Origin of the sequence: Micromonospora maris AB-18-032 (assembly GCF_000204155.1) — a bacterium.
GTDB classification, from domain to species: domain Bacteria; phylum Actinomycetota; class Actinomycetes; order Mycobacteriales; family Micromonosporaceae; genus Micromonospora; species Micromonospora gifhornensis.
In genome coordinates this window covers 5,232,327-5,254,962 of record NC_015434.1, presented here as the reverse complement: position 1 = coordinate 5,254,962, position 22,636 = coordinate 5,232,327, and the positions used below count along the sequence as shown (strand labels likewise).

Genomic DNA, 22,636 nt, shown 5'->3' with positions numbered 1-22,636 from the left:
GATCAAGTTGTTCCGTCGCCGACCCAAGCTGCCGCCCGCCGCCCGGCCACCCCTGGAACGCGACGAGCGGGTGCTGGCCTGGGCCGCTGTCGGCAACGGCGAAGGCGACGGGGTGGTCGTCGCCAGCAACCTCGGGCTGTGGCTGCCCGGCCGTGGCCACCGGATCGGCTGGCACGACATCGTCAAAGCGGTCTGGTCGGGCCGGGAACTGACCGTCACTGTCGGTGAGCAGGTCGCCGAGCGGGACGGCTATCTCGTCATCGCCGACCGCCCGGCGGAACGCTACCTGCTGCTCGACCCGGGCGAGCTGCCGCACCAGGTCCGCGCCCGGGTCACCAAGTCGGTGGCGTACACCCAGCATCACGCCCTGCCCGGCGGTTCCGGCCGGATCGTCGGTCGGCGGGTACCCGGCGTCGACGGTCTGACCTGGATGGTCCACTACGACGTCGGCACGCCTGTGGACGACGAGGCCGTGATCGCCGAAACCGACCAGCTGGTCGCAGCGGCCCGCGTAGCCACCACCCCCGAGGGCCTCTGACCCCCGCCCCTCCTGCTCGCACCGTTCTTTCGCGCCGCGCCTCACGCGCCGGGATTGCGTCGACTCGATCTGGGATTGAGTGGCTATGCCGCGGAGGGAAACCACTCGATCTCAGATCGAGCGTGGGAACGACAAGTGTCCAAGATCTGGTGGAGAGATGGTGATCGGGCGGCCACGGTAGGCGGGTGATCGTTCCTGACGAGCGGGCGGGAGTGCTGGAGCGGCTCGTGGCCGAGCAGGCCGGGGTGCTCACCGTCGCGCAGGCCCGTACGGTGCTCGGCGAGCGGGCCGTGCGAGGGCTGGTGCGTTCCGGGCGGTGGCGTTCGATCAGTCGGGGCCTGCTGCTGGCCGGCAGCGGGCGGCTGACCAGGGAACAGCAGTTGTGGGTGGCGGTCCTCGCGGCGGGGTCGAGTGCGGTCCTCGCGGGTGCCACGGCGGCCATCGAGGCCGGGGTACGCGGGCTGCGGATCGAACCCGTGCATGTGCTCGTGCCGTCGGCCCGTCGACCGGGTCGTCGGAGCCTGCGGGGGATGCCGATCGACATGGCGGCCGTGGCGGTGCATCGGACGACGGTGTTGCCCGCCGCGCACCTTGAGGTGGGGCGTCCACCTCGGACCATCGTCGCTCGGGCGCTTGTCGATGCGGCCGGGTGGGCGTCGTCTGCTCGGCAGGCGCAGGAGATCGTCGCGGGTGGGTGCCAGCAGGGGCGGGTGTCGCCGGAGGAGTTGGCGGCGGTGCTCGAGGTGTTGCCTCGGGCGCCTCGGCGGCAGGTGATCCGCCAGAGCATCGACGGGCTGGCTCAGGCGTACGGTCGGATCGAGTTCGTCAGGTGCTGCCGTCGGGCGGGGCTGCCGGAGCCCGAACTGTCGTCACGGCGTACCGACGGGTCCGGACGGGCCGGCTGGTGGGACGCGTACTGGCGGGCGTGGCGGGTGCACGTGGAAATCGACGGTACGCATCAAGGAGACGTACGCGATTGGGTGGACGTCCGCAATCAGGTGGCGGACCTGGAGCATCAGAACGACATCTCGACCACCGGCGACCGCGTCCTGCAATTTCCGGCCTGGCTGGTGCGGACCCACCCGGATCAGGTAGCCGACACCGTAAGACGTGCTCTGCTCGCCGGCGGCTGGGGGCCTGACGAGTGAATCCTGCGGCCGAACCACGATCGCAGACATTGTCGATCATCGTTGTATGTGCCCCTGTCCGTCGTTGGGGAAAGCCAATTTGCTCGGCGTCGATTCAGGCTCATTGAATGCGACGACGGTTGTTCGGGCCGGCTGCAGGGGAGGTGAACCGGCGGCGGCCGAGCATCGGAGAGTCGTCGGGCACCGCGTGGTGACGCTCCGTGAAGGTTCTTGTGGAGCGCGGCGGGTGTGAAGCCGGGAGCGCGGGCCTCCGTCGGGGTGTCGAGAGGATATCCATCGAAGCCCATCATGATCGCGAACGGTGCCCGGGAGATGACTCTTCGGAGCCCTATTGACCTGGGGAAAGGCGATCGGTCCGTACCGGCGGTAGCTTTTGCTTGATCCAACAAAAGTTGGCACCGATTCTCTCTAAGGTCTGGACACCGCGCATCGAAGGCTCCTACTGTGTCGGGCACTACACGTCGGTATTTCATCGATGTGAACGAGCCTGGTGGAGAGGTGAGCCGTGCACACCGCCGACCCCCTGCACGTACGGTTGCTGCGGTTGCTCCGTGACGAGGGCGCGCTGTCGCGCGCCGAGCTCGCCGACCGGCTGGAGATGCCTCGCCCCCGACTGCTCACCGAGCTGGAACGGTTGGTCAGCCTCGGGTTCGTCGCCGAGGCCGGCAAGGCCGCCTCCCGCGGTGGACGTCGCTCCACCCTTGTCGAACTCAGCCCGCACCTGCGGTTCGCCGCCGTCGACCTCGGTGCCAGCTCCATCGACGTCGAGGTGGTGAACGGCCGCCTCGAACCGGTCGCCGCGTACGCGGAGTCGGCCGACATCCGGTCCGGGCCCAAAGCCATTCTCCAGCGGGTCAGCGAGTTGCTGCACAAGGCCCGGGTGGACGGTGCCTACGACCGGCTCGACGCGGTCGGCATCGGGGTGCCCGGCCCGGTCAGCTTCCGCGACGGCGTGCCGGTGTCCCCACCGATCATGCCCGGCTGGGACCGCTTCCCCGTCCGGGAACTGCTCACCCGCGAGCACGGCTGCCCGGCCGTGGTCGACAACGACGTCAACATCATGGCGATCGGCGAGCGGCACGGCGGCGTCGCCCACTCCGTCGACGACTTCCTGTTCGTCAAGATCGGCACCGGTATCGGGTGCGGCATCTACCTCAGCGGCGATGTCTACCGGGGCACCGACGGCTGTGCCGGGGACATCGGCCACATCCAGGTCGACCCGCACGGGCCGATCTGCTCCTGCGGCAACGCCGGCTGCCTGGAGGCGCTGTTCAGCGGGGCCGCGCTGGCCAAGGACGCCACCGCCGCGGCGCGTACCGGCGCCTCGCCCGCGCTGGCCGAGCGGCTGGCCGCCAACGGCACGGTCACCGCCCTGGACGTCGCCGCCGGTGCGGTCGAGGGCGACGTGACCTGCATCCAGCTCATCCGCGAGGGCGGTCGGCGGGTGGGCAGCGTCCTCGCCGGGCTGGTCAGCTTCACCAACCCGTCGATGATCGTGATCGGTGGTGGACTCGCCCAGCTCGGGCACGTGCTGCTCGCCGAGATCCGCAGCGTGGTCTACCGCCGCTCGCTGCCGCTGGCCACCGGCAACCTCCCGGTGGTGCTCTCCGAACTGGGCTCGCGCGCCGGCGTCGCCGGTGCCGCCGTGCTCGCCAGCGACCTGGCCTTCGGGGAGGCGACGTGAACCACCGCCAGACAACGGACCGAGGCCCGAAGTGGAGTGGAGAGCCGGCATGAGCGAAACCGGACGTCCCCTGGTCGAGGCACCCGCCGACGCCGTCGCCGGTGAGGTGGTGCTGCGGCTGTCCGACGTGGTGAAGACCTTCCCCGGCGTACGCGCCCTGGACGGGGTGCAGTTGGAGGTCCGCGCGGGCGAGGTGCACTGCCTGCTCGGGCAGAACGGCGCCGGCAAGTCCACCCTGATCAAGGTGCTCGCCGGGGTGCACCGGCCCGACTCGGGGCTGGTCGAGTGGCGGGGTCAGCCGGTCAGCTTCGCCAACCCGCAGGCCGCCATGCGCGCCGGCATCGCCACCATCTACCAGGAACTCGACCTGGTCGAGGACCTGTCGGTGGCCGAGAACGCCTTCCTCGGCCACGAGCCGCGCAGCCTGGGCTTCATCCGCCGGGGCCACATGGCCCGCCGTACCCGGCAGATCCTCGGTCGCCTCGGGCACGCCGAGATCCCGCCCGGGCGGATGGTCCGGGCGCTGCCGGCGGCCGGCAAGCAGGTGGTCAGCATGGCCCGCGCGCTCTCCCACGAGGCCCGACTGATCATCATGGACGAGCCGAGCGCGGTGCTCGCCCACGACGAGGTCGAGAACCTGTTCCGGATCATCCGTGAGCTGACCGCACAGGGCATCGCGGTCATCTACATCTCCCACCGGTTGGAGGAGATCCGCGAGATCGGCGACCGGGTCACCGTCCTCAAGGACGGCCGGACCACCGCGGCGAACCTGCCGGCCCGCGACACCCCGACCCGCGACCTGGTCTCCCGGATGACCGGCCGCACCATCGAGTACGTCTTCCCGGAGCCCTCCGCCGACACCACGGTCGGCGAGAAGCTGCTCGAAGTCGACGGGCTGACCCGATCCGGCGAGTTCGCCGACGTCTCGCTCACCGTCGCGGCCGGCGAGATCGTCGGCATCGCCGGGCTGGTCGGCTCCGGCCGCTCCGAGGTGCTGGAGACCATCTACGGCGCCCGTCGCGCCGAGTCGGGCACCGTGCGGATGGCCGGCAAGGCGCTGCGGCCCGGCAGTGTCGGTGCGGCCGTACGGGCCGGTCTGGGCATGGCCCCGGAGGAGCGCAAGAGCCAGGCTCTGCTGCTCGGCGAGCCGATCTACCGCAACGTCACGCTTGCCACCTTCGCCCGCTACGCCCGGCTCGGCTTCACCGACATCGGCAAGGAGCGGGCCGAGGCCGACCGGATCGCCGAGAGCCTGGAGATGCGGCCGCGCGACGTGAACCGGCCGGTACGCACGCTCTCCGGTGGCAACCAGCAGAAGGTGGTGGTCGGACGCTGGCTGCTCGGCGGCACCCGGCTGCTGCTGCTTGACGAACCCACCCGGGGCGTGGACGTGGGCGCCCGAGCCGAGCTGTACCAGGTGATCCGGGAACTCGCCGCGCAGGGCGTCGGGGTGCTGCTGGTCTCCAGCGAGGTGCCCGAGGTGCTCGGCCTGGCCGACCGGGTGCTGGTGATGCGGGAGGGGCGGGTCGTGCGTACCGCTCCCGCCGCCGAACTCGACGAATCCACCGTCCTCGACCTCGTGATGTCGGGGTCCCTGATGGAAGGCGCAGCGGCATGACCGATAGTCCGCCCACGACCAAGCTGCCGGCGCAGTCGCCGCCGGTTGACCCGGCCGAGACGGAGGTGGCTGGGCACAAGGCATCGGCCGGTACCGCTCGACTGTCCTGGTGGCACGGCGACGGCGGTGACGGGGCACGGCGCAACCTGGCCCTGATCGGGGTGCTGCTGATCCTGTTCGTGATCGGCGCGGCGACCCGCTCGGACCTCTACTCCAACCCGGACTGGGTCTGGGCGAACATGCTCAGCATCCTCAAGCTCGCCTCGGTGGTCGGGGTGGTCACCGTCGGGATGACCTTCGTCATCATCGGCGGCGGCATCGACCTCTCCGTCGGCGCGATCGTCGCGCTCGCCGGGGTCTGGTGCACCACTGTGGCCACGCAGAGCTTCGGCGCCGCCGGCATGATCTTCACCGCGATCGTCGTCGGGATGGCGGTCGGCCTGGTCAACGGCACTCTCATCGCGTACGGGCGACTGGTGCCGTTCATCGCCACGCTGGCCATGCTGGTGGCGGCCCGAGGGCTGGCCGCCGAGATCTCCGACAAGCAGACCCAGATCTCGCAGAACAGCACCATCAACGGCATCGCCAGCAACAGCCTGCTCGGCATCCCGCTGCTGGTCTACATCCTGGCCGCGGTGGTCATCGCCGGTTGGGTGCTGCTCAACCGCACCACCTTCGGCCGGCGTACGGTCGCCGTCGGTGGCAACCCGGAGGCCGCCCGGCTGGCCGGTATCAACGTCAAGCTGCACACCCTGCTGCTCTACGTGCTGTCGGGACTGTGCTGCGGCATCGCCGCCATCATGCTCACCGCCCAGGCCACCTCGGCCCAGGCGGCGATGGCGAACCTCTACGAGTTGGACGCGATCGCTGCCGTGATCATCGGTGGCACGCTGCTCAGCGGCGGGCGGGGCACCATCGTCGGCTCCCTGCTCGGTGTGATCATCTTTGCCACCATCACCAACCTCTTCGCCATCAACGGCCTCTCCACCGAGGCCCAGAACATGGTCAAGGGCGGCATCATCGTCGCCGCCGTCCTGATCCAGCAGGTCCAGTTCGGCAGCCTGTCCCAGTTCTTCCGTCGCAACAACCGGCTGACCACCAGCTGAACACCGATTCACCCAGATCACCGGCGCACATCGACGGTGGTCGGGTCTCGCACACCCAAATTCCCTCTCCACCACTGATAATCAGGAGGTCGTGATGACCCAGCACAGTCGCCGCCGGCTGCTCTTCGGCGGGGCGGCCGTCGGGGCCGGCGTACTGCTCGCCGGCTGCACCAGCAACGAACAGGCCACGCCGACCGAGGCGCAGACCAAGGCGGCCGAGGGCGGCGGCAACTCCGAGCCCGGCAAGCGGGTGACCATCGGCTTCTCCGCCCCGGCCGCCGACCACGGCTGGATCGCCGCGATCACCAACAACGCCAAGGCGCAGGCCGCCGCGTACTCCGATGTGGAGTTCAAGACGGTCGAGGCCGGCGCGGACGCGGCGGCCCAGCGGGCGGCGCTGTCCACGCTGATCGCGCAGAAGCCCGACGTGATCGTGTTGCTGCCGCACGACGGCAAGGAACTCAACTCGTTCGGCCTGGAGGCGATGGCAGCCGGCATCCCGGTGGTCAACCTGGACCGGGCCTTCCCGGACGCCAAGGCGTACCGGTTGCAGATCAAGGGCGACAACTACGGCATGGGCGTGGCCGCCGCCACCTTCATCGTCGAGCAGCTCAAGGCCAAGGGCATCAGCAACCCGGTGATCGCCGAGATCGCCGGCATCGACTCGCTGGAGCTGACCCAGGAGCGTACGCAGGGCTTCAACGACACCCTGGCCCAGCACAACTTCAAGGTGGCCAACCGGCGGGCGGCCGAGTTCACCGTCGACTCCGGGCAGCGTGAGGCGAGCCAGCTGCTCCAGGCCCTGCCGAAGATCGACGCGATCTGGAACCACGACGACGACCAGGGCATCGGTGTCCTGGCGGCGATCAGCCAGGCCAACCGCAACGAGTTCTTCATGGTCGGCGGCGCCGGCTCGAAGAAGGCGATGGAGGACATCCAGGCCGACAACACGGTGCTCAAGGCGACGGTGACCTACAGCCCGTCGATGGCCTCCTCGGCCATCTCGCTGGCCCGGCTGATCGGCCAGGAGCGGGGCATGTCCGACCTGGTGGAGCTCCAGGTGCCCAAGGAGATCGTCCTCGCCTCCGAAACGATCACCAAGGAGAACGCGAGCAACTACCTCAAGCTCGGGTTCTGACACGACCGGGGGGAGACCCAACCTTGTCCACGAACGACAACGAACTGCGGGTCGGCATGGTCGGCTATGCGTTCATGGGCGCCGCGCACTCACAGGCGTGGCGCACCGTGAACCGGGTGTTCGACCTGCCGGCGCGGGCCCGGATGGCGCTCATCTGCGGCCGGGACTCCGGAAAGGTGGCCGAGGCCGCCGACCGGCTCGGCTGGGACGAGCACACCACTGACTGGCGGGAGCTGGTGTCCCGACCAGACATCGACGTGGTGGACATCTGCACACCGGGTGACAGCCACGCCGAGATCGCGTTGGCCGCGCTGGCCGCCGGCAAGCACGTACTGTGCGAGAAGCCGCTGGCCAACACAGTCGCCGAGGCACAGGAGATGGCCGCCGCGGCGGCCAGCGCCCGCGCCGGCGGGGCGCGGTCGATGTGCGGATTCAACTATCGGCGGGTGCCCGCGGTGGCGCTGATGCGCCAGCTGGTCGCCGAGGGGCGGCTCGGCGAGATCCGGCACGTGCGGGCCACCTACCTGCAGGACTGGATCGTGGACCCGCAGTTCCCGCTGGTCTGGCGGCTGCGTAAGGAGGTGTCCGGCTCCGGCGCGCTCGGTGACATCGGTGCGCACATCATCGACCTCACCCAGTACGTCACCGGCCAGCAGATCACCGGCGTGAGCGCGGTGACGGAGACGTTCGTCAAGGAACGGCCGCTGCCGAGCGAGTCCAGCGGGTTGGCCGCGCAGACCGACGGGGGCAGCGCCGCCACCGGACCGGTCACCGTTGACGATGCGGCGATCTTCGTCGCCCGGCTCAACGGTGGAGCGTTGGCCACGTACGAGGCGACCCGGTTCGCCACCGGGCGTAAGAACGCTCTCCGGGTGGAGATCAACGGGTCGCTGGGCACCGTCGCCTTCGACCTGGAGCGACTCAACGAGCTGGAGTACTACGACGCGACGCGACCCGCCGCCGAGCAGGGCTTCAGCCGGATCCTGGTGACCGAGAGCGATCACCCGTACCTGTCGGCCTGGTGGCCGCCGGGGCACATCATCGGGTACGAGCACTCCTTCACCCACCAGATGCGCGACTTCATCGAGGCGGTGGCGACCGGGGTCGACCCGAGCCCGTCCTTCGCCGAGGCGTTGCAGGTGCAACTGGTGCTGGACGCGGTGGTCCGGTCGGCCGAACTGGGGTCCTTGTGGACCGCTGTGGAGCCGGCACTGGCGACGGCCACCGCCTGAGCCACCTTCGGTACCCGACCGGCGAGGGCCGGCCGCGGTTGCGCCCCGCAGCCGGAACGGGTCGGGTACCGGAGGACGTGCCCTCGGGCTGCCCGGCCCGCAAGGCACGAGCAATGCGGTTCCTCCGGTGCGGTCGGACCGGGATTCCCCGGCCGCACCGGAGGACCGCCGCCCGATTCGTCACCAACCGGCCCCAGGACCCACCCGGGGCTACCACCGGAGGAGTTTCAGTCGTCGTCCGGCCGGTCGCGCTGCCATGCGGCCGGACCGGATGCGGGTAGGCAGAGGCGAGACGCCGACCGTCGCTGCCTGCCAGCCCCGTCCGTCCGTACCGCTCCGGGTCGCCGGTCCGGCGGTGACGCCGCCGACGTCGGCGCCGGTCGGTGACTCGCATCGGAGCGGACGGCGGACGGGGCGCAACATCCCCAGGACGGTCCCATCGAACGGGAAGGAGCGCCATGCGTACGGGTGTCTGGCTGGTGGGAGCGCGCGGCTCGGTCGCGACCACCAGCATCGTCGGGGCGCTCGCGCTGCGCGCCGGGCTGACCAGGCCGACCGGGTGTGTCACCGAACTGCCCGCGGTGGGTGGTCCCGCCCTACCGACCTTCTCCGACCTGGTCTTCGGCGGGCACGACGTGGTCGCCACCCCACTGGCCAAGCGGGCCGAGACGCTCGCCGCCGCCGGGGTGCTGCCCGCTCGACTGGTCGCCGCACTGCCCGAGGAACTGGCCGCGGTCGACCAGGAACTGCGTCCCGCGCCGACCGACGGCAGCCAGGCCGACCGGGCCGCCGCGATCGTCCGCGACCTCACCGGGTTCCGTGACCGACACGGGCTGGCCCGGGTCGTGGTGGTCAACGTCTCGGCCACCGAAGCGGCCCCCGAGCCACACCCCGCCCACGCCGACCCGGCCGCGCTCAGCGCCGCCCTCACCGGCCCCGACGAGGTGCTGCCACCCAGCTCGCTGTACGCGTACGCGGCGGTGACGGCGGGCTGCCCGTACGTCGACTTCACCCCGTCGACCGGGCTGCGGCTGCCGGCGCTTAGCGCGTTGGCCGAGCAGCACCGGGTGCCGTACGCCGGGCACGACGGCAAGACCGGCGAGACGCTGCTCAAGTCCGTACTGGCTCCGATGTTCGCGATGCGCAACCTGCACGTGCGCTCCTGGTCCGGCACCAACCTGCTCGGCGGGGGAGACGGCGCCACCCTGGCCGACCCGGCCGCCAACGCCGCCAAGGTACGCAGCAAGCAGCGGGTGCTCGGCGAGACGCTCGGCTACCTGCCCCAGGGCGACACCCGCATCGACTACGTCGAGGAACTGGGCGACTTCAAGACCGCCTGGGACCTGATCACCTTCGCCGGCTTCCTCGGCACCGGCATGCGCCTGGAGTTCACCTGGCACGGCTGCGACTCGGCGCTGGCCGCCCCGCTCGTGCTCGACCTGGCCCGGCTCGCCGCCGCCGCGCACGCCGCCGGCCGTAGCGGGCCGCTGACCGAGTTGGCCTTCTTCTTCAAGGACCCGCTCGGGGAAGGCACCCACTCGCTGGCCGACCAGTGGACCCGGCTGTGCGAGTTCGCCCACCGGCTGCACACCGGAGGCACCGATGACCCGCGTGGCTGACCTCGTCGAGTTGGTCCGGGCCCCGGCCGCCCTCTCGGTGCCCGGTGACGTGGTCGCCGGTGCCGCCGCGGCCGGCGCGCTCGGTCCCCGTACGCCGGCTCTGGCGACCGCGTCGGTGCTGCTCTACTGGGCCGGCATGGCCGCCAACGACTGGGCCGACCGAAAGCTGGACGCGGTCGAACGCCCGGAGCGGGCCCATCCCGAGCGGGCGGATCAGCCCCGGCGCGGCGGTCGGCCTCGCCGCCGGCCTCACCGCCGCGGGCGTCGGCCTCGCCGCCGCCGCCGGGGGACGCCGCGCCGCCGCCGTCGCGGTGCCGCTGGCCGCCACCATCTGGGGGTACGACCTCCTGGCCAAGAACACCGCCGCCGGCCCGGCCGTGATGGCCGCCTGCCGTGGGCTGGACGTGCTGCTCGGTGCCGCCGGTGGCCGCCCGCTCCGGGCACTACCGGCAGCGGTGACCGTGGCCGCACACACCTGGACCGTCACCGCCCTGTCCCGACGCGAGGTCGACGGCGCTGACAAGGCGCTGCCGCTGCGTACGCTCGCCGGCACCGCCCTGGTCGCGGCGAGCGCCGCGGTACCCCCCGCCCTCCGTGCGGAAGACCCCGCCGCCCGGCAGGCGCACGGCCCCCGCCGCGGCGAGCGCTTCGGAGTCGGCCGCCGTGCGGTCGGCGCGGTAGTGGCGGCGCTGCCGGCCGTTCTCGCCGGGTGGTACGCCGCCCGCTACGGCGCCGCGCAGGCTCGGGTGGTCAGCGAGCCCACCGCCGGCCGGGTCCGCGCGGCGGTCGGTGCCGGCATCACCGGTCTGCCCGCCCTGCAGGGCGCATTGACCGCACGGGCCGGTGCCGGCCTGCTCGGGGTGGCCGTGGCGGCGGCGGCACCACTGGCTCGACGGCTGGCCCGGAAGGTCTCCCCGACATGACCGCTGCCGAGGGCAGGCCCGTCCCCCCGGTCGGCGGGCCTGGCGGCCTACGCTTCGGGTACGGCACCAACGGCTTCGCCAACCATCGTCTCGACGACGCGCTGGCGGTCATCGCCGACCTCGGTTACGTCGGCGTCGCGCTGACCCTGGACCACGACCATCTCGACCCGTTCGCGCCGGAACTGGCCCGGCGGGTCGACGCCGTCGCGCGTCGGCTGACCGACCTCGGCCTCGCCGTGGTGATCGAGACCGGTGCCCGGTACCTGCTCGACCCGTGGCGCAAGCACGCCCCGACACTGCTGCACGACGACGCCGCGCTGCGGGTGGAGTTCCTGCGCCGGGCCGTAACCATCGGCGCCGACCTCGGTGCCGAGGCGGTCTCCTTCTGGGCCGGGGTACGCCCCGAGGCGGTCGCACCGACCCTGGCCTGGGACCGCCTGGTGGCCGGCTGTGCCACAGTGGTCGAGGCGGCCGACCGGGCCGGCGTGACGCTCGGTTTCGAACCCGAGCCGGGCATGCTGGTCGAGGACATCGCCGGCTGGCGGCGGCTGCACGCGGCGCTCGGCGCACCGGCCTGCCTGGGCATCACCCTCGACATCGGACACTGCCGCTGCCTGGAGTCGCTGTCCGTGCCCGACTGCGTCCGTGACGTCGGCAACCACCTGGTCAACGTGCAGATCGACGACATGCGGCGCGGTACGCACGAACATCTGGAGTTCGGCGAGGGCGAGATCGACTTCCCGCCGGTGCTGGCCGCGTTGCGCGAGGTCGACTACCGAGGCCTGGTCGCGGTCGAGCTGCCCCGCCACTCGCACGCCGCACCGGCCGTAGCAGCCCGATCGCTGGACTACCTCCGCATCGCCTCCACCGCGCTGCCCGCCCTGGCCACGCCGGTGGCCGGCACTGCTGAGCGTGCCGCCGCGGCGGACGACATTCCTACCGAACCCCTTTGCTCTGCTTCACCGGACGCATCACTGGCGTCCGATATCCGGACAGCGACCGCTGCGTGGGTTGAAGCAGAGCAAAGGGGCCGTGGGGACGACCCGGGTCTGCGATGACGAGGCAGCGCGACATGAGAGGGGTGAGGACGGCGATGAGATCGGACGACCTGCGGGCGGCCCTGCGGGGCATACCCGACCCGGACTGGTTGGTGGCGGCCCTGGCGGGCGTCGCGGCACAGCCGTCGGCGATCACGAGGTTCTTCCCGGCGGTCGGCCGGCGCTGCGGCCGGGCCGAGCTGACCGACCTGCCCGGGTGGACCGCTGACGAGGCGGCCCGCGCGCTGCTGCTGGCCAACCTGCAGGCCGAGCACGCCGAGCGGGCCGAAGCGCTGTACCGCACCGGCGACGCCGCCGAGAAACGGGCCGTGCTCAAGGCGTTGCCGCTGCTGCCGATCGGTGCGGCCGGGGTGCCGCTGCTGCACGACGCGCTGCGTACCAACGACACCCGGCTGGTCGCCGCAGCCCTCGGCCCGTACGCGGCACATCTCGACGCGTCGACCTGGCGGCAGGCGGTGCTCAAGTGCGTCTTCACCGGCGTACCGCTGGCGGTGGTGGCGGATCTCGACGCCCGCGCCGACGGGGAACTGGCGGTGATGCTCGCCGGGCTCGCCGCCGAACGGCAGGCCGCGGGCCGGAGCATGCCCGACGACGCCACCGCGCTGCTGGACCGGCTGACCGCCGGCAGCCAACCGCACCACAGGGAGGCGTGATGCGCATCTTCGACCCGCACATCCACATGACGTCCCGCACCACCGACGACTACGAGCGGATGGCCGCCGCGGGGGTGCAGGCGATCGTGGAGCCGGCGTTCTGGCTGGGCCAGCCGCGTACCAACGTCGGATCGTTCACCGACTACTTCGACTCGCTTGTCGGCTGGGAGCCGTTCCGGGCCGGGCAGTTCGGGATACGGCACCATGCCACGGTCGCGCTCAACCCGAAGGAGGCAAACGACCCGCGTTGCCGGCCGGTGCTCGACGTGCTGCCCCGCTACCTGGAGAAGGACGGCGTGGTCGCGGTCGGCGAGATCGGGTACGACTCGATGACGCCGGAGGAGGACGCCGCCTTCGCCGCCCAACTCGCCCTGGCGGTCGCCCACGACCTGCCGGCGCTGGTGCACACCCCGCACCGGGACAAGGCCCGCGGTGTCGACCGCACCCTGGCCGTGGTCGCCGAGTCCGGCATCGAACCGGGGCGCGTGGTGGTCGACCACCTCAACGAGGTGACCGTGAAGCAGGTCCGGGACACCGGCTGCTGGCTCGGCTTCTCGATCTATCCGGACACCAAGATGTCGCCGCCCCGGATGGTCGAACTGCTCAAGGCGTACGGAACCGAGCGGATGCTCGTCAACTCCGCCGCCGACTGGGGGCGGTCGGATCCGCTGCTGACCCGGGCCACCGGCGAGGCGATGCTGGCTGCCGGGTTCACCGACGAGGACGTCGACCGGGTGCTCTGGCGCAACCCGATCGAGTTCTACGGGCAGTCGGGTCGGCTCGACCTCAGCGACGGTGACGGTGCCGAAGCCACCTTCGCCGGCAACTCGATCCTGCGCGGCGGCGGCTGATGCGACTACGGCATGCCGGCGGGCGCACCATCCACCTCGGCTACTGCACGAACGTGCATCCCGCCGAGGACCTCGCCGGCATCCTCGCCCAACTCGACCGCTACGCGCTGCCGGTCCGTACGGCGCTCGGTGCCGACCTGCTCGGCCTGGGCCTGTGGCTGGCCGCCCCGGTCGCCGCCGAACTGGCCGCCGACGCGGACGCCCGCCGTCGGTTGCGCACCGAGTTGACGGTACGGGGGCTGGAGGTGGTCACGCTCAACGGCTTCCCGTACGCCGCCTTCCAGGCGCCGGTGGTCAAGGGCGCGGTCTACCAGCCGGACTGGACCACGCAGCAGCGGCTGGACTACACAGTGGATCTGGCCCGGGTGCTGACCGACCTGCTGCCCGACGACGCCGCCCGAGGCTCGATCTCCACCCTGCCGTTGGCCTGGCGTACGCCCTGGGACACCGCCAGTGCGGACGCGGCCCGGCGGCGTCTCGACCAGCTCGCCGCCGGCCTGGCCGCGGTCGAGCGGGACAGCGGCCGGGTGATCCGGGTCGGCTTCGAGCCGGAGCCCGGCTGCGTGGTGGAGAGCAGCGCGCAGGCGGTGTCGGCGTTGTCCGGGATGGACACCGAGCGGCTCGGCGTCTGCCTGGACCTGGCCCATCTCGCCTGCGCGTGGGAGGAGCCGAGCATCGCCCTCGACCGGCTGGCCGCGGCCGGCCTGCCGGTGGTGAAGGTGCAGGTGTCCGCCGCGCTGGAGGCCACCGACCCGGCGGGCGAGACGGCCGCGCTGCGCCGCTGGGTCGAGCCGCGGTTCCTGCACCAGACCCGTACCGTCGGCTGCGCCGGGTCGCACGACCCGGCGGATCCCCGGTGGGCCGCCGACGACCTCGATCTCGCTCTCGACGCCGGGCTGCCCGGCCCGTGGCGGGTGCACTACCACGTGCCGTTGCACGCCCCGCCCGAACCGCCGCTGGACTCGACCCTGCCGGTGCTGCGCGCGGCACTGGCCGCCCTCTTCGCCGGGGTCGATGCCGGCTGCGACCACCTCGACGTCGAGACGTACACCTGGGGGGTGCTGCCGGCCGCGCGGCGCCCCGGCACCGACGCGGAGCTGGCCGCCGGGATCGCCGCCGAGTTGGCCTTCGCCCGCGACGAACTGGTCGCCCTCGGGCTGACCCCGACCGAAACGGTGGTTACCCCATGACCCGAAAACTGCTGGTGCTGGACGTGGTGGGGCTGACCCCGCGGCTGTTGGCCCACATGCCCCGGCTGCGCGCGGTGGCCGACACCGGCTTCTCCGCCGAGCTGGGTACGGTGCTGCCGGCGGTGACCTGTTCGGTGCAGTCGACCTTCCTCACCGGTGCGCTGCCGGCCGAGCACGGCATCGTCGGCAACGGCTGGTACTTCCGTGATCTCGGTGAGGTGCTGCTCTGGCGGCAGCACAACGCGCTGGTCGGCGGGGAGAAGCTCTGGCAGGCCGCCCGGCGGGTACGCAGCGACTACACGGTGGCCAACGTCTGCTGGTGGTACGCGATGGGCGCGGACGTCGACTGGACGGTCACCCCGCGGCCTGTCTACTACGCCGACGGCCGCAAGGAGCCGGACTGCTACACCGATCCGCCGCAGCTGCACGACGACCTCACCGCGCGACTGGGCACCTTCCCGCTGTTCACCTACTGGGGGCCGGGCGCGGGTCTGCCGTCATCGAGCTGGATCTGCCGGGCCGCCGAGCAGATCCTCACCGAGCAGTCTCCCGACCTGACCCTGGTCTACGTGCCGCACCTGGACTACGACCTGCAACGCTTCGGGCCGTCCGCACCCCAGGCCGCCGCCGCGGCAGCCGAACTGGACGGGGTGCTCGCGCCGTTGTTGGACGCCGCGCAGGCTCGGGACACGACGGTGGTGGTGCTCTCCGAGTACGGCATCACCGACGTCTCCCGGCCGGTCGACGTGAACCGGCTGCTGCGCGCCGAAGGGCTGTTGCGGGTGCACACCCAGGCCGGCATGGAGTACCTCGACCCGTGGACGTCGCGGGCGTTCGCGGTCGCCGACCACCAGATCGCCCACGTCTACGTCCGCGATCCGGCGGACGTGCCGGCGGTGGCCAAGCTCTGCGCCGGGCTGCCCGGGGTGGCCGAGGTGCTCGACGCGGACGGCAAGGCGGCACACGGGCTGGACCATCCGCGCGCCGGTGAACTGGTGCTGGTGGCCGAGCCGGACGCCTGGTTCACGTACTACTACTGGCTCGACGACGCCCGGGCGCCGGACTTCGCCCGGCTGGTCGAGATCCACCGCAAACCCGGGTACGACCCGGCGGAGCTGTTCTTCGACCCGGCCGCCCCGGGCGCGGCGAAGCGACGGGCGGCCGTTGCGCTGGCCCGCAAGAAGCTGGGCATGCGGTACCTGATGAGCGTGGTCGGCCTGGACGCCGGTGCGCGGGCGGTACGCGGCTCGCACGGTCGGCTGCCGACCGACCCGGCTGACGGGCCGGTGCTGCTCTGCTCCGACCCGTCGCCGGCCCGGGACCGCATCGCCGCCACGGAGGTGAAGGGGCTGCTGCTGGAGCTGGCCGGACTGGAGGCGCTGTGACGGCCACGATCACTCCGACGGACGCGAACGAACTGCGGGCCCGGTTCGACGCGGAGTTGACCGCCTTTCTCGACCGGCAGGACCCGGACTGGCCGGACGGCGCGCCACGGGGCGTTTTCACCACGCTGCACCGCTTCGTGCTGGCCGGCGGCAAGCGGCTGCGACCGCTGTTCTGCTACTGGGGCTGGCGGGCGGCCGGTGGCCCGGACAGCACCCCGATCGTGACCGCCGCCGCGGCGCTGGAGCTGTTCCACGCCTTCGCGTTGATCCACGACGACATCCTCGACGGCAGCGACCGCCGTCGGGGCGAACCCTCGGTGCACCGGATCTTCGCCGACCTGCACACCCGGTCGTCCTGGCGGGGCGACCCGGAGGCGTACGGGCGCAACACCGCCCTGCTCTGCGGCGACCTCTGTGCGGCCTGGTCGGACCAGATGTTCCACGAGTGCGGGTTGGACGCCGAGTCGGTGCACCGGGGCTACGCCGTCTTCTCGTTGATGCGTACCGAGGTGATCGCGGGGGAGTACCTCGACCTGGTCTCCGGTGTCGGGGGCGGCTCGGTGGCCAGCGCGCTCACCGTGATCCGGATGAAGGCGGCCCGGTACACGGTGACCCGGCCGTTGCAGATCGGCGCCACGTTGGCCGGGGCGTCATCGGAGCTGGTCGACGCGCTGGCCGAGTTCGGCGACCCGTTGGGCGACGCCTTCCAGCTGCGTGACGACGTGCTCGGGGTCTTCGGTGATCCGGCGGTCACCGGTAAGTCGATCCTCGACGATCTGCGCGAGGGCAAGCCGACGGTGATGATGGCGTTGGCCCGCGACGCGGCGAACCGGGCGCAGAGTGCCCGGCTGCGGGAGCTGTTCGGCAATCCTGACCTGGACGCCGAGGGCGCCGCCGAGCTGCGCGAGATCATCGAGAGCACCGGTGCGCGTACCACGATCGAGCAGATGATCCAGGTCCGGGCCGACGCCGCGTTGGCCGCTCTGGCGCAGACAACTGTGACGCCGGAGAGTCGGGCGGCGCTTACCGCGTTGGCGGCTCAGGCGGTCGACCGCCACCGTTGACGTGCAGGTGGATCGTTCGGAACCTCCCCAACTTCTGATCATATAAACGAAAGTCCATGCATCCTCGGCGGAAGGTATGGACACATCGACGAATGCCACTTAGTGTCATAGCCGGTACCGAAATGTTTCGATGAGGTGAACCGGCGGCGCGGGAACCTCGGACTGACCCGTCTCCATCCCCGCGCGACCATGCACCCCGGCCATCGGTCGTCCGGGCAATCCCCCCCGCTACGGCATTCGGCGCGACGGCGCGCGCCCCGCCTGGCTTTACCCGTCAGGAAGGGACAGCCCTCCAATGTCCACAATGGACAGCACTCGCCACCCCGCACGGTGGCTCACCTCCGGCGCGGCCCTGCTCCTGGCCGTCACGGCCGGCACGGTCGCCCTCGGTGTCGGTCCGACCGCGCTCGGCGGACCGACTCCGGCCCAGGCCCACCCCATCGTGGCCACCGACTTCCAGCAGGTCACCCTCGCCAAGGGGGTCGCCGAGGTCGGCGAGCCGATGACCCTGGCGGTACTGCCGGACCGCTCCGTCCTGCACACCGCCCGCAACGGCACGTTGCGCCGCACCGACGCGGCCGGCAACACCACGGTGATCGGCACGATCCCGGTCTACACCCACGACGAGGAAGGGTTGCAGGGCGTCGGCGTGGACCCCAACTTCGCCAGCAACCGGCACATCTTCCTCTACTACGCGCCGCCGCTGTCCACCCCCGGCGGTGACGCCCCGGCCACCGGCACCAGCTTCTCCGCCTGGCAGGGCGTCAACCGGCTCTCCCGGTTCACCCTCAACGCCGACTTCACAGTCAATGCGGCCAGCAAGGTCGACGTCCTCGACGTCGCCGCCGACCGGGGCATGTGCTGCCACGTCGGTGGCGACATCGACTTCGACGCCGCCGGCAACCTCTACCTCTCCACCGGTGACGACACCAACCCCTTCGACTCCGGCGGCTACGCCCCGATCGACGAGCGGACCAACCGCAACCCCGCGTACGACGCACAGCGCAGCGCGGCCAACACCAACGACCTGCGCGGCAAGATCCTCCGGATCAAGGTCAACGCCAACGGCTCGTACTCGATCCCGGCCGGCAACATGTTCGCCCCCGGCACCGCGAACACCCGCCCGGAGATCTACGCCATGGGCCTGCGCAACCCGTTCCGGATGAGCGTCGACAAGGCCACCGGCATCGTCTACGTCGGCGACTACGGGCCGGACGCCGGCTCCACCAGCGCCCGTGGCCCCTCCGGACAGGTCGAGTTCAACCGGATCACCGGCCCCGGCTTCTACGGCTGGCCGTACTGCACCGGCACCAACACCACCAACGAGACGTACGCCGAATGGAACTTCGCCAACAACACCGCCGGGGCGAAGTACAACTGCACCGGCGGCGCCACAAACAACTCGTTCCGCAACACCGGCCTGACCACCCTGCCGGCGGCCAAACCCGCCTGGATCCGGTACGCCGGAGACGCCGGCAGCCCGCCGGAGTTCGGTGGCGGCTCCGAATCCCCGTCGGGCGGGCCGGTCTACCGCTACAACGCCGCGTCGACGTCGACCACCAAGTGGCCGCAGAGCTTCGACGGCCAGTTCTTCGCCGGTGAGTTCGGCCGAGGCTGGATCAAGCCGATCCACGTCAACGCCGACGGCTCGGTGGGCACCATCGACGCCTCGTTCCCGTGGAACGGCAAGCAGGTCATGGACATGGCCTTCGGCCCGGACGGCGCGCTGTACGTGCTCGATTACGGCACCGGCTACTACAACGGCGACGCCAACTCCGCCCTCTACCGCTACGACTACGTCGGCGGTGGCAACCGGGCGCCGACGGCGGTGGCCTCGGCGAACCGCACCTCCGGGATCGCCCCGTTGACCGTGAACTTCTCCTCGGCCGGGTCATCGGATCCGGAGGGCGGGACGCTCACCTACTCGTGGGCGTTCGGCGACGGCACCACCTCGACGGCCGCCAACCCGAGCAAGACGTACACCGCCAACGGCAACTACACCGCCACGCTGACCGTACGCGACCCGCAGGGCGCCACCGGCACGGCGAGCGTACGCATCGGGGTCGGCAACACCGCCCCGACGGTCACCATCACCAGCCCCGGCAACGGCCAACTGTTCAGCTTCGGTGACACCGTGCCGTTCAGCATCACCGTCACCGACCCGGAGGACGGCACCATCGACTGCACCAGGGTCAAGATGACCTACGTGCTTGGCCACGACAGCCACGGCCACCAGATCACCTCGCAGAACGGCTGCACCGGCACCATCTCCGTACCGGTCGACGGTGAACACGACGACGCGGCCAACATCTTCGGCATCTTCGACGCCGAGTACACCGACGCCGGTGGGCTGACCACCCACACACAGCACACCCTGCAGCCCCGCAAGCGGCAGGCGGAGCACTACAGGACCGCCTCCGGTGTCGACGCCTTCGACAAGCCGACCGCCGAGGGCGGCAAGACCGTCGGCAACATCAACAACGGTGACTGGATCGCGTTCGAGCCGTACCGGCTGGGCAACGTCACCTCGTTCAGCGCCCGGGTCTCCTCCGCCGGCGCCGGCGGCACCCTCCAGGTGCGGACCGGCTCGGCCACCGGCACCGTCCTCGGCTCGGCGACAGTTCCCGTCACCGGGGCCTGGGACAGCTTCACCACGGTCACCGGCGCCATCGGCAACCCGCCCACCGGCACCACCACGCTCTACCTGACCTTCGCCGGCTCGGGCACCGGCCACCTCTACGACCTGGACTCGTTCGCCTTCACCACCGGCAGCGGCGACCGGACCGGACCGATCACCGGCCTGGGCGGCAAGTGCCTCGACGTACGCAACGCGGCGACCGCCGACGGCACCCAGATCCAGATCTTCACCTGCAACGGCAGCGCGGCGCAGACCTGGACGGTGACGCCGAACTCGACGATCCGGGCGTTGGGCAAGTGCCTGGACGTCAACGCCGCCGCCTCGGCGGACGGCACCAAGATCCAGCTGTGGACGTGCAACGGCGGTGTCGCCCAGGTCTGGTCGGCGCAGTCGAACGGCACGTTGCGTAATCCGAACTCGGGTAAGTGTCTGGACGTGTCGAACAACAGTTCGGCCGACGGCCAGGCGGTGCACCTGTGGACCTGCCACACCAACGCCAACCAGCGCTGGATCCTTCCGTAGCTGAAAGGAAGGGCCCCTTGTTAACGCCTAGCGTTGTACAAGGGGCCCCTCCTAACACGACGACCGTTTGGGAGAGCGACATGCGCAGACTGCTCCGCCCCGTTCTCGGCGTGGCCACCGCGGCCCTCGCCGTGCTCGCCTGCACCGCCCCGGCCACCCCGGCCAGCGCCGCCGACACCCCGTACGACGTGCTGGTCTTCTCCAAGACCGCCGGCTTCCGGCACGACTCGATCGCGGTGGGCACCCAGACCATCCGCGACCTGGGCGCGGCCAACAGCTTCACGGTCACCGCCACCGAGGACGCCGGTGTCTTCACCACCGGCAACCTCGCCCAGTACGAGGCGGTGGTCTTCCTCAACACCACAGGCGACGTGCTCAACGCCAGCCAGCAGACCGCCTTCGAGTCGTACATCGGCTCCGGCGGCGGCTACGTGGGTGTGCACGCCGCCGCCGACACCGAGTACGGCTGGTCCTTCTACGGCAACCTGGTCGGGGCGTACTTCCGCTCCCACCCGGCCATTGCGCAGGCCACCGTCCGGGTGGAGAACCGCGCCCACGCGGCCACCGCCCACCTGCCGCAGAACTGGACCCGCACCGACGAGTGGTACGACTTCCAGGCCAATCCCCGCCCGGGCGCCCGCATCCTGGCCAACCTCGACGAGTCGTCGTACTCCGGCGGGGTGATGGGGGCCGACCACCCGATCGCCTGGTGCAAGACGTACGCCGGAGGCCGGTCCTTCTACACCGGGGCCGGGCACACCCAGGCGTCGTACTCCGAGCCGGCCTTCCGGGCGCACCTGCTCGGCGGCATCCGGTACGCGGCCGGCCGCACCAAGGCCGACTGCCGGGCCGAGACCGGCTACACCACGCTCTACAACGGCTCGACCACCGGCTGGTCGCAGGCCGGCCCGGGCAGCTTCACCAACTCCGACGCCACCCTCAGCTCCACCGGCGGAATGGGCCTGTACTGGTACAGCGCGAAGCAGTTCACCAACTACTCGCTCAAGCTGGACTGGCGGATCGCCGGAGACGACAACTCGGGGGTGTTCATCGGCTTCCCGCCGTCGAGCGACCCGAACTCGGCCATCAACAACGGCTACGAGGTGCAGATCGACCCGACCGACACCGCCGACCGCACCACCGGCGCGGTGTACGGCTTCAAGTCCGCCGACCTCGCCGCCCGCGACGCCGCGCTGAACCCGGCGGGGGAGTGGAACACCTACGAACTGCTGGTGGAGGGGGAGCGCCTGCAGGTGTTCCTCAACGGGGTGAAGATCAACGACTTCACCAACACCGACCCGGTCCGCTCGCTCGCCGGTCACATCGGCATCCAGAATCACGGTACGGGCGACGACGTCTCGTTCCGCAACATCCGGATCAAGGAACTGGGCAGCACGAACCCACCGCCGGGCAGCAACACGACCGTGCAGGCCGAGGCGTACAACTCGGCCAACGGGGTGACCGTGGTCGGCAAGACCGGCGCCAACGGCGGCCAGGTGCTGGGCTACATCGATCCGGGTGACTGGGCGGCGTACAACAACCTGGACCTGACCGGCGTCACCTCGCTGCGGGCCCGGATCGCCTCCGCCGGCCCCGGCGGGACCATCCAGGTGCGTACCGGCTCGACCACCGGCACCGTGCTCGGGTCGGTGTCGGCACCGAACACCGGCAACTGGAACACCTTCGTCGACGTCAGCGCCCCGCTGTCAAACGTCCCATCCGGCACCCGCAACGTCTACCTGACCTTCACCGGCTCGGGTGGCAGCCTGTTCGACGTCGACGACTTCACCCTGGTCCGGGGCGGTGGCGGCACCGGCCCGATCACCGGGCTGGGCGGCAAGTGCCTCGACGTACGCAACGGGTCGTCGGCGGACGGCACGCAGATCCAGATCCTCACCTGCAACGGCAGTGCGGCGCAGACCTGGACGGTGACGCCGAACTCGACGATCCGGGCGTTGGGCAAGTGCCTGGACGTCAACGGCGGGGCCTCCGCGGACGGCACGAAGATCCAGCTGTGGACGTGCAACGGCGGCGGCGCGCAGAACTGGTCGGCGCAGTCGAACGGCACCCTGCGCAACCCGCAGACGGGCAAGTGTCTGGACGTGTCGAACAACAGCTCCGCCGACGGCCAGGCGGTGCACCTGTGGACCTGCCACACCAACGCCAACCAGCGCTGGATCCTCCCGTAACGATGTAAGGAAGGGCCCCTTGTTAACGCCTGGCGTGGTACAAGGGACCCCTCTTAACACCGGCAAACCGGAGGGCCTTT

General features: G+C 71.1%; 16 protein-coding genes and 1 pseudogene. All 17 read left to right on the top strand.

Going from position 1 to position 22,636, the window contains the following annotated elements:
- Nucleotide 1: 1 nt before the first annotated feature.
- The 17 genes and pseudogenes from VAB18032_RS23125 (at nt 2) to VAB18032_RS23045 (ending at nt 22,556) form a co-directional block, all read left to right on the top strand.
- Nucleotides 2-538, top strand: coding sequence for a hypothetical protein (locus tag VAB18032_RS23125; RefSeq protein ID WP_043725461.1), 537 nt, complete (start codon nt 2-4; stop codon nt 536-538).
- Nucleotides 539-723: 185 nt separating this feature from the next.
- Nucleotides 724-1,686: a hypothetical protein gene (locus tag VAB18032_RS23120; protein WP_148272336.1), complete on the top strand. Its 963-nt coding sequence runs from the start codon at nt 724-726 to the stop codon at nt 1,684-1,686.
- Between the two features lie 505 nt (nt 1,687-2,191).
- Nucleotides 2,192-3,370, top strand: a complete 1,179-nt coding sequence (locus VAB18032_RS23115; RefSeq protein WP_013735346.1) for an ROK family protein — start codon at nt 2,192-2,194, stop codon at nt 3,368-3,370.
- Nucleotides 3,371-3,419: 49 nt separating this feature from the next.
- Complete coding sequence (locus tag VAB18032_RS23110; RefSeq protein ID WP_013735345.1) at nt 3,420-4,988, top strand: sugar ABC transporter ATP-binding protein; 1,569 nt, start codon at nt 3,420-3,422, stop codon at nt 4,986-4,988.
- Nucleotides 4,985-6,094: an ABC transporter permease gene (locus VAB18032_RS23105; protein ID WP_013735344.1), complete on the top strand. Its 1,110-nt coding sequence runs from the start codon at nt 4,985-4,987 to the stop codon at nt 6,092-6,094. The genes VAB18032_RS23110 and VAB18032_RS23105 overlap by 4 nt, the downstream gene beginning before the upstream one ends.
- 94 nt (nt 6,095-6,188) lie before the next feature.
- Entirely contained in the window at nt 6,189-7,232 is a 1,044-nt protein-coding gene (locus VAB18032_RS23100) for a substrate-binding domain-containing protein (RefSeq protein WP_013735343.1), read from the top strand.
- Between the two features lie 56 nt (nt 7,233-7,288).
- The gene (locus VAB18032_RS23095; RefSeq protein WP_043725458.1) at nt 7,289-8,464 is read left to right on the top strand and encodes a Gfo/Idh/MocA family protein; all 1,176 of its coding nucleotides are present in this window, start codon (nt 7,289-7,291) and stop codon (nt 8,462-8,464) included.
- A gap of 458 nt (nt 8,465-8,922) precedes the next feature.
- Nucleotides 8,923-10,083, top strand: a complete 1,161-nt coding sequence (locus VAB18032_RS23090) for an inositol-3-phosphate synthase (RefSeq protein ID WP_013735341.1) — start codon at nt 8,923-8,925, stop codon at nt 10,081-10,083.
- A pseudogene (locus VAB18032_RS23085) lies at nt 10,067-11,006 on the top strand (SCO3242 family prenyltransferase). The gene VAB18032_RS23090 and the pseudogene VAB18032_RS23085 overlap by 17 nt, the downstream one beginning before the upstream one ends.
- Nucleotides 11,003-12,064 (top strand): sugar phosphate isomerase/epimerase family protein, encoded by a 1,062-nt coding sequence (locus tag VAB18032_RS23080; RefSeq protein ID WP_081476191.1) that lies wholly within the window; start codon nt 11,003-11,005, stop codon nt 12,062-12,064. Before VAB18032_RS23085 ends, VAB18032_RS23080 begins: the two are co-directional and overlap by 4 nt.
- Before the next feature lie 35 nt (nt 12,065-12,099).
- Entirely contained in the window at nt 12,100-12,717 is a 618-nt protein-coding gene (locus tag VAB18032_RS23075; RefSeq protein WP_043721671.1) for an EboA domain-containing protein, read from the top strand.
- Nucleotides 12,717-13,568, top strand: coding sequence for a TatD family hydrolase (locus tag VAB18032_RS23070; RefSeq protein ID WP_013735339.1), 852 nt, complete (start codon nt 12,717-12,719; stop codon nt 13,566-13,568). Before VAB18032_RS23075 ends, VAB18032_RS23070 begins: the two co-directional genes overlap by 1 nt.
- Entirely contained in the window at nt 13,568-14,758 is a 1,191-nt protein-coding gene (gene eboE / locus VAB18032_RS23065; RefSeq protein ID WP_013735338.1) for a metabolite traffic protein EboE, read from the top strand. Before VAB18032_RS23070 ends, eboE begins: the two co-directional genes overlap by 1 nt.
- Complete coding sequence (locus VAB18032_RS23060; RefSeq protein ID WP_013735337.1) at nt 14,755-16,143, top strand: alkaline phosphatase family protein; 1,389 nt, start codon at nt 14,755-14,757, stop codon at nt 16,141-16,143. The genes eboE and VAB18032_RS23060 overlap by 4 nt, the downstream gene beginning before the upstream one ends.
- Nucleotides 16,140-17,207, top strand: coding sequence for a polyprenyl synthetase family protein (locus VAB18032_RS23055; protein WP_013735336.1), 1,068 nt, complete (start codon nt 16,140-16,142; stop codon nt 17,205-17,207). Before VAB18032_RS23060 ends, VAB18032_RS23055 begins: the two co-directional genes overlap by 4 nt.
- 304 nt (nt 17,208-17,511) lie before the next feature.
- On the top strand, nt 17,512-20,367 hold the full coding sequence (locus VAB18032_RS23050) for a PQQ-dependent sugar dehydrogenase (RefSeq protein ID WP_013735335.1): 2,856 nt from the start codon (nt 17,512-17,514) through the stop codon (nt 20,365-20,367).
- Between the two features lie 80 nt (nt 20,368-20,447).
- The gene (locus VAB18032_RS23045; protein ID WP_013735334.1) at nt 20,448-22,556 is read left to right on the top strand and encodes a ThuA domain-containing protein; all 2,109 of its coding nucleotides are present in this window, start codon (nt 20,448-20,450) and stop codon (nt 22,554-22,556) included.
- Nucleotides 22,557-22,636 lie beyond the last annotated feature (80 nt).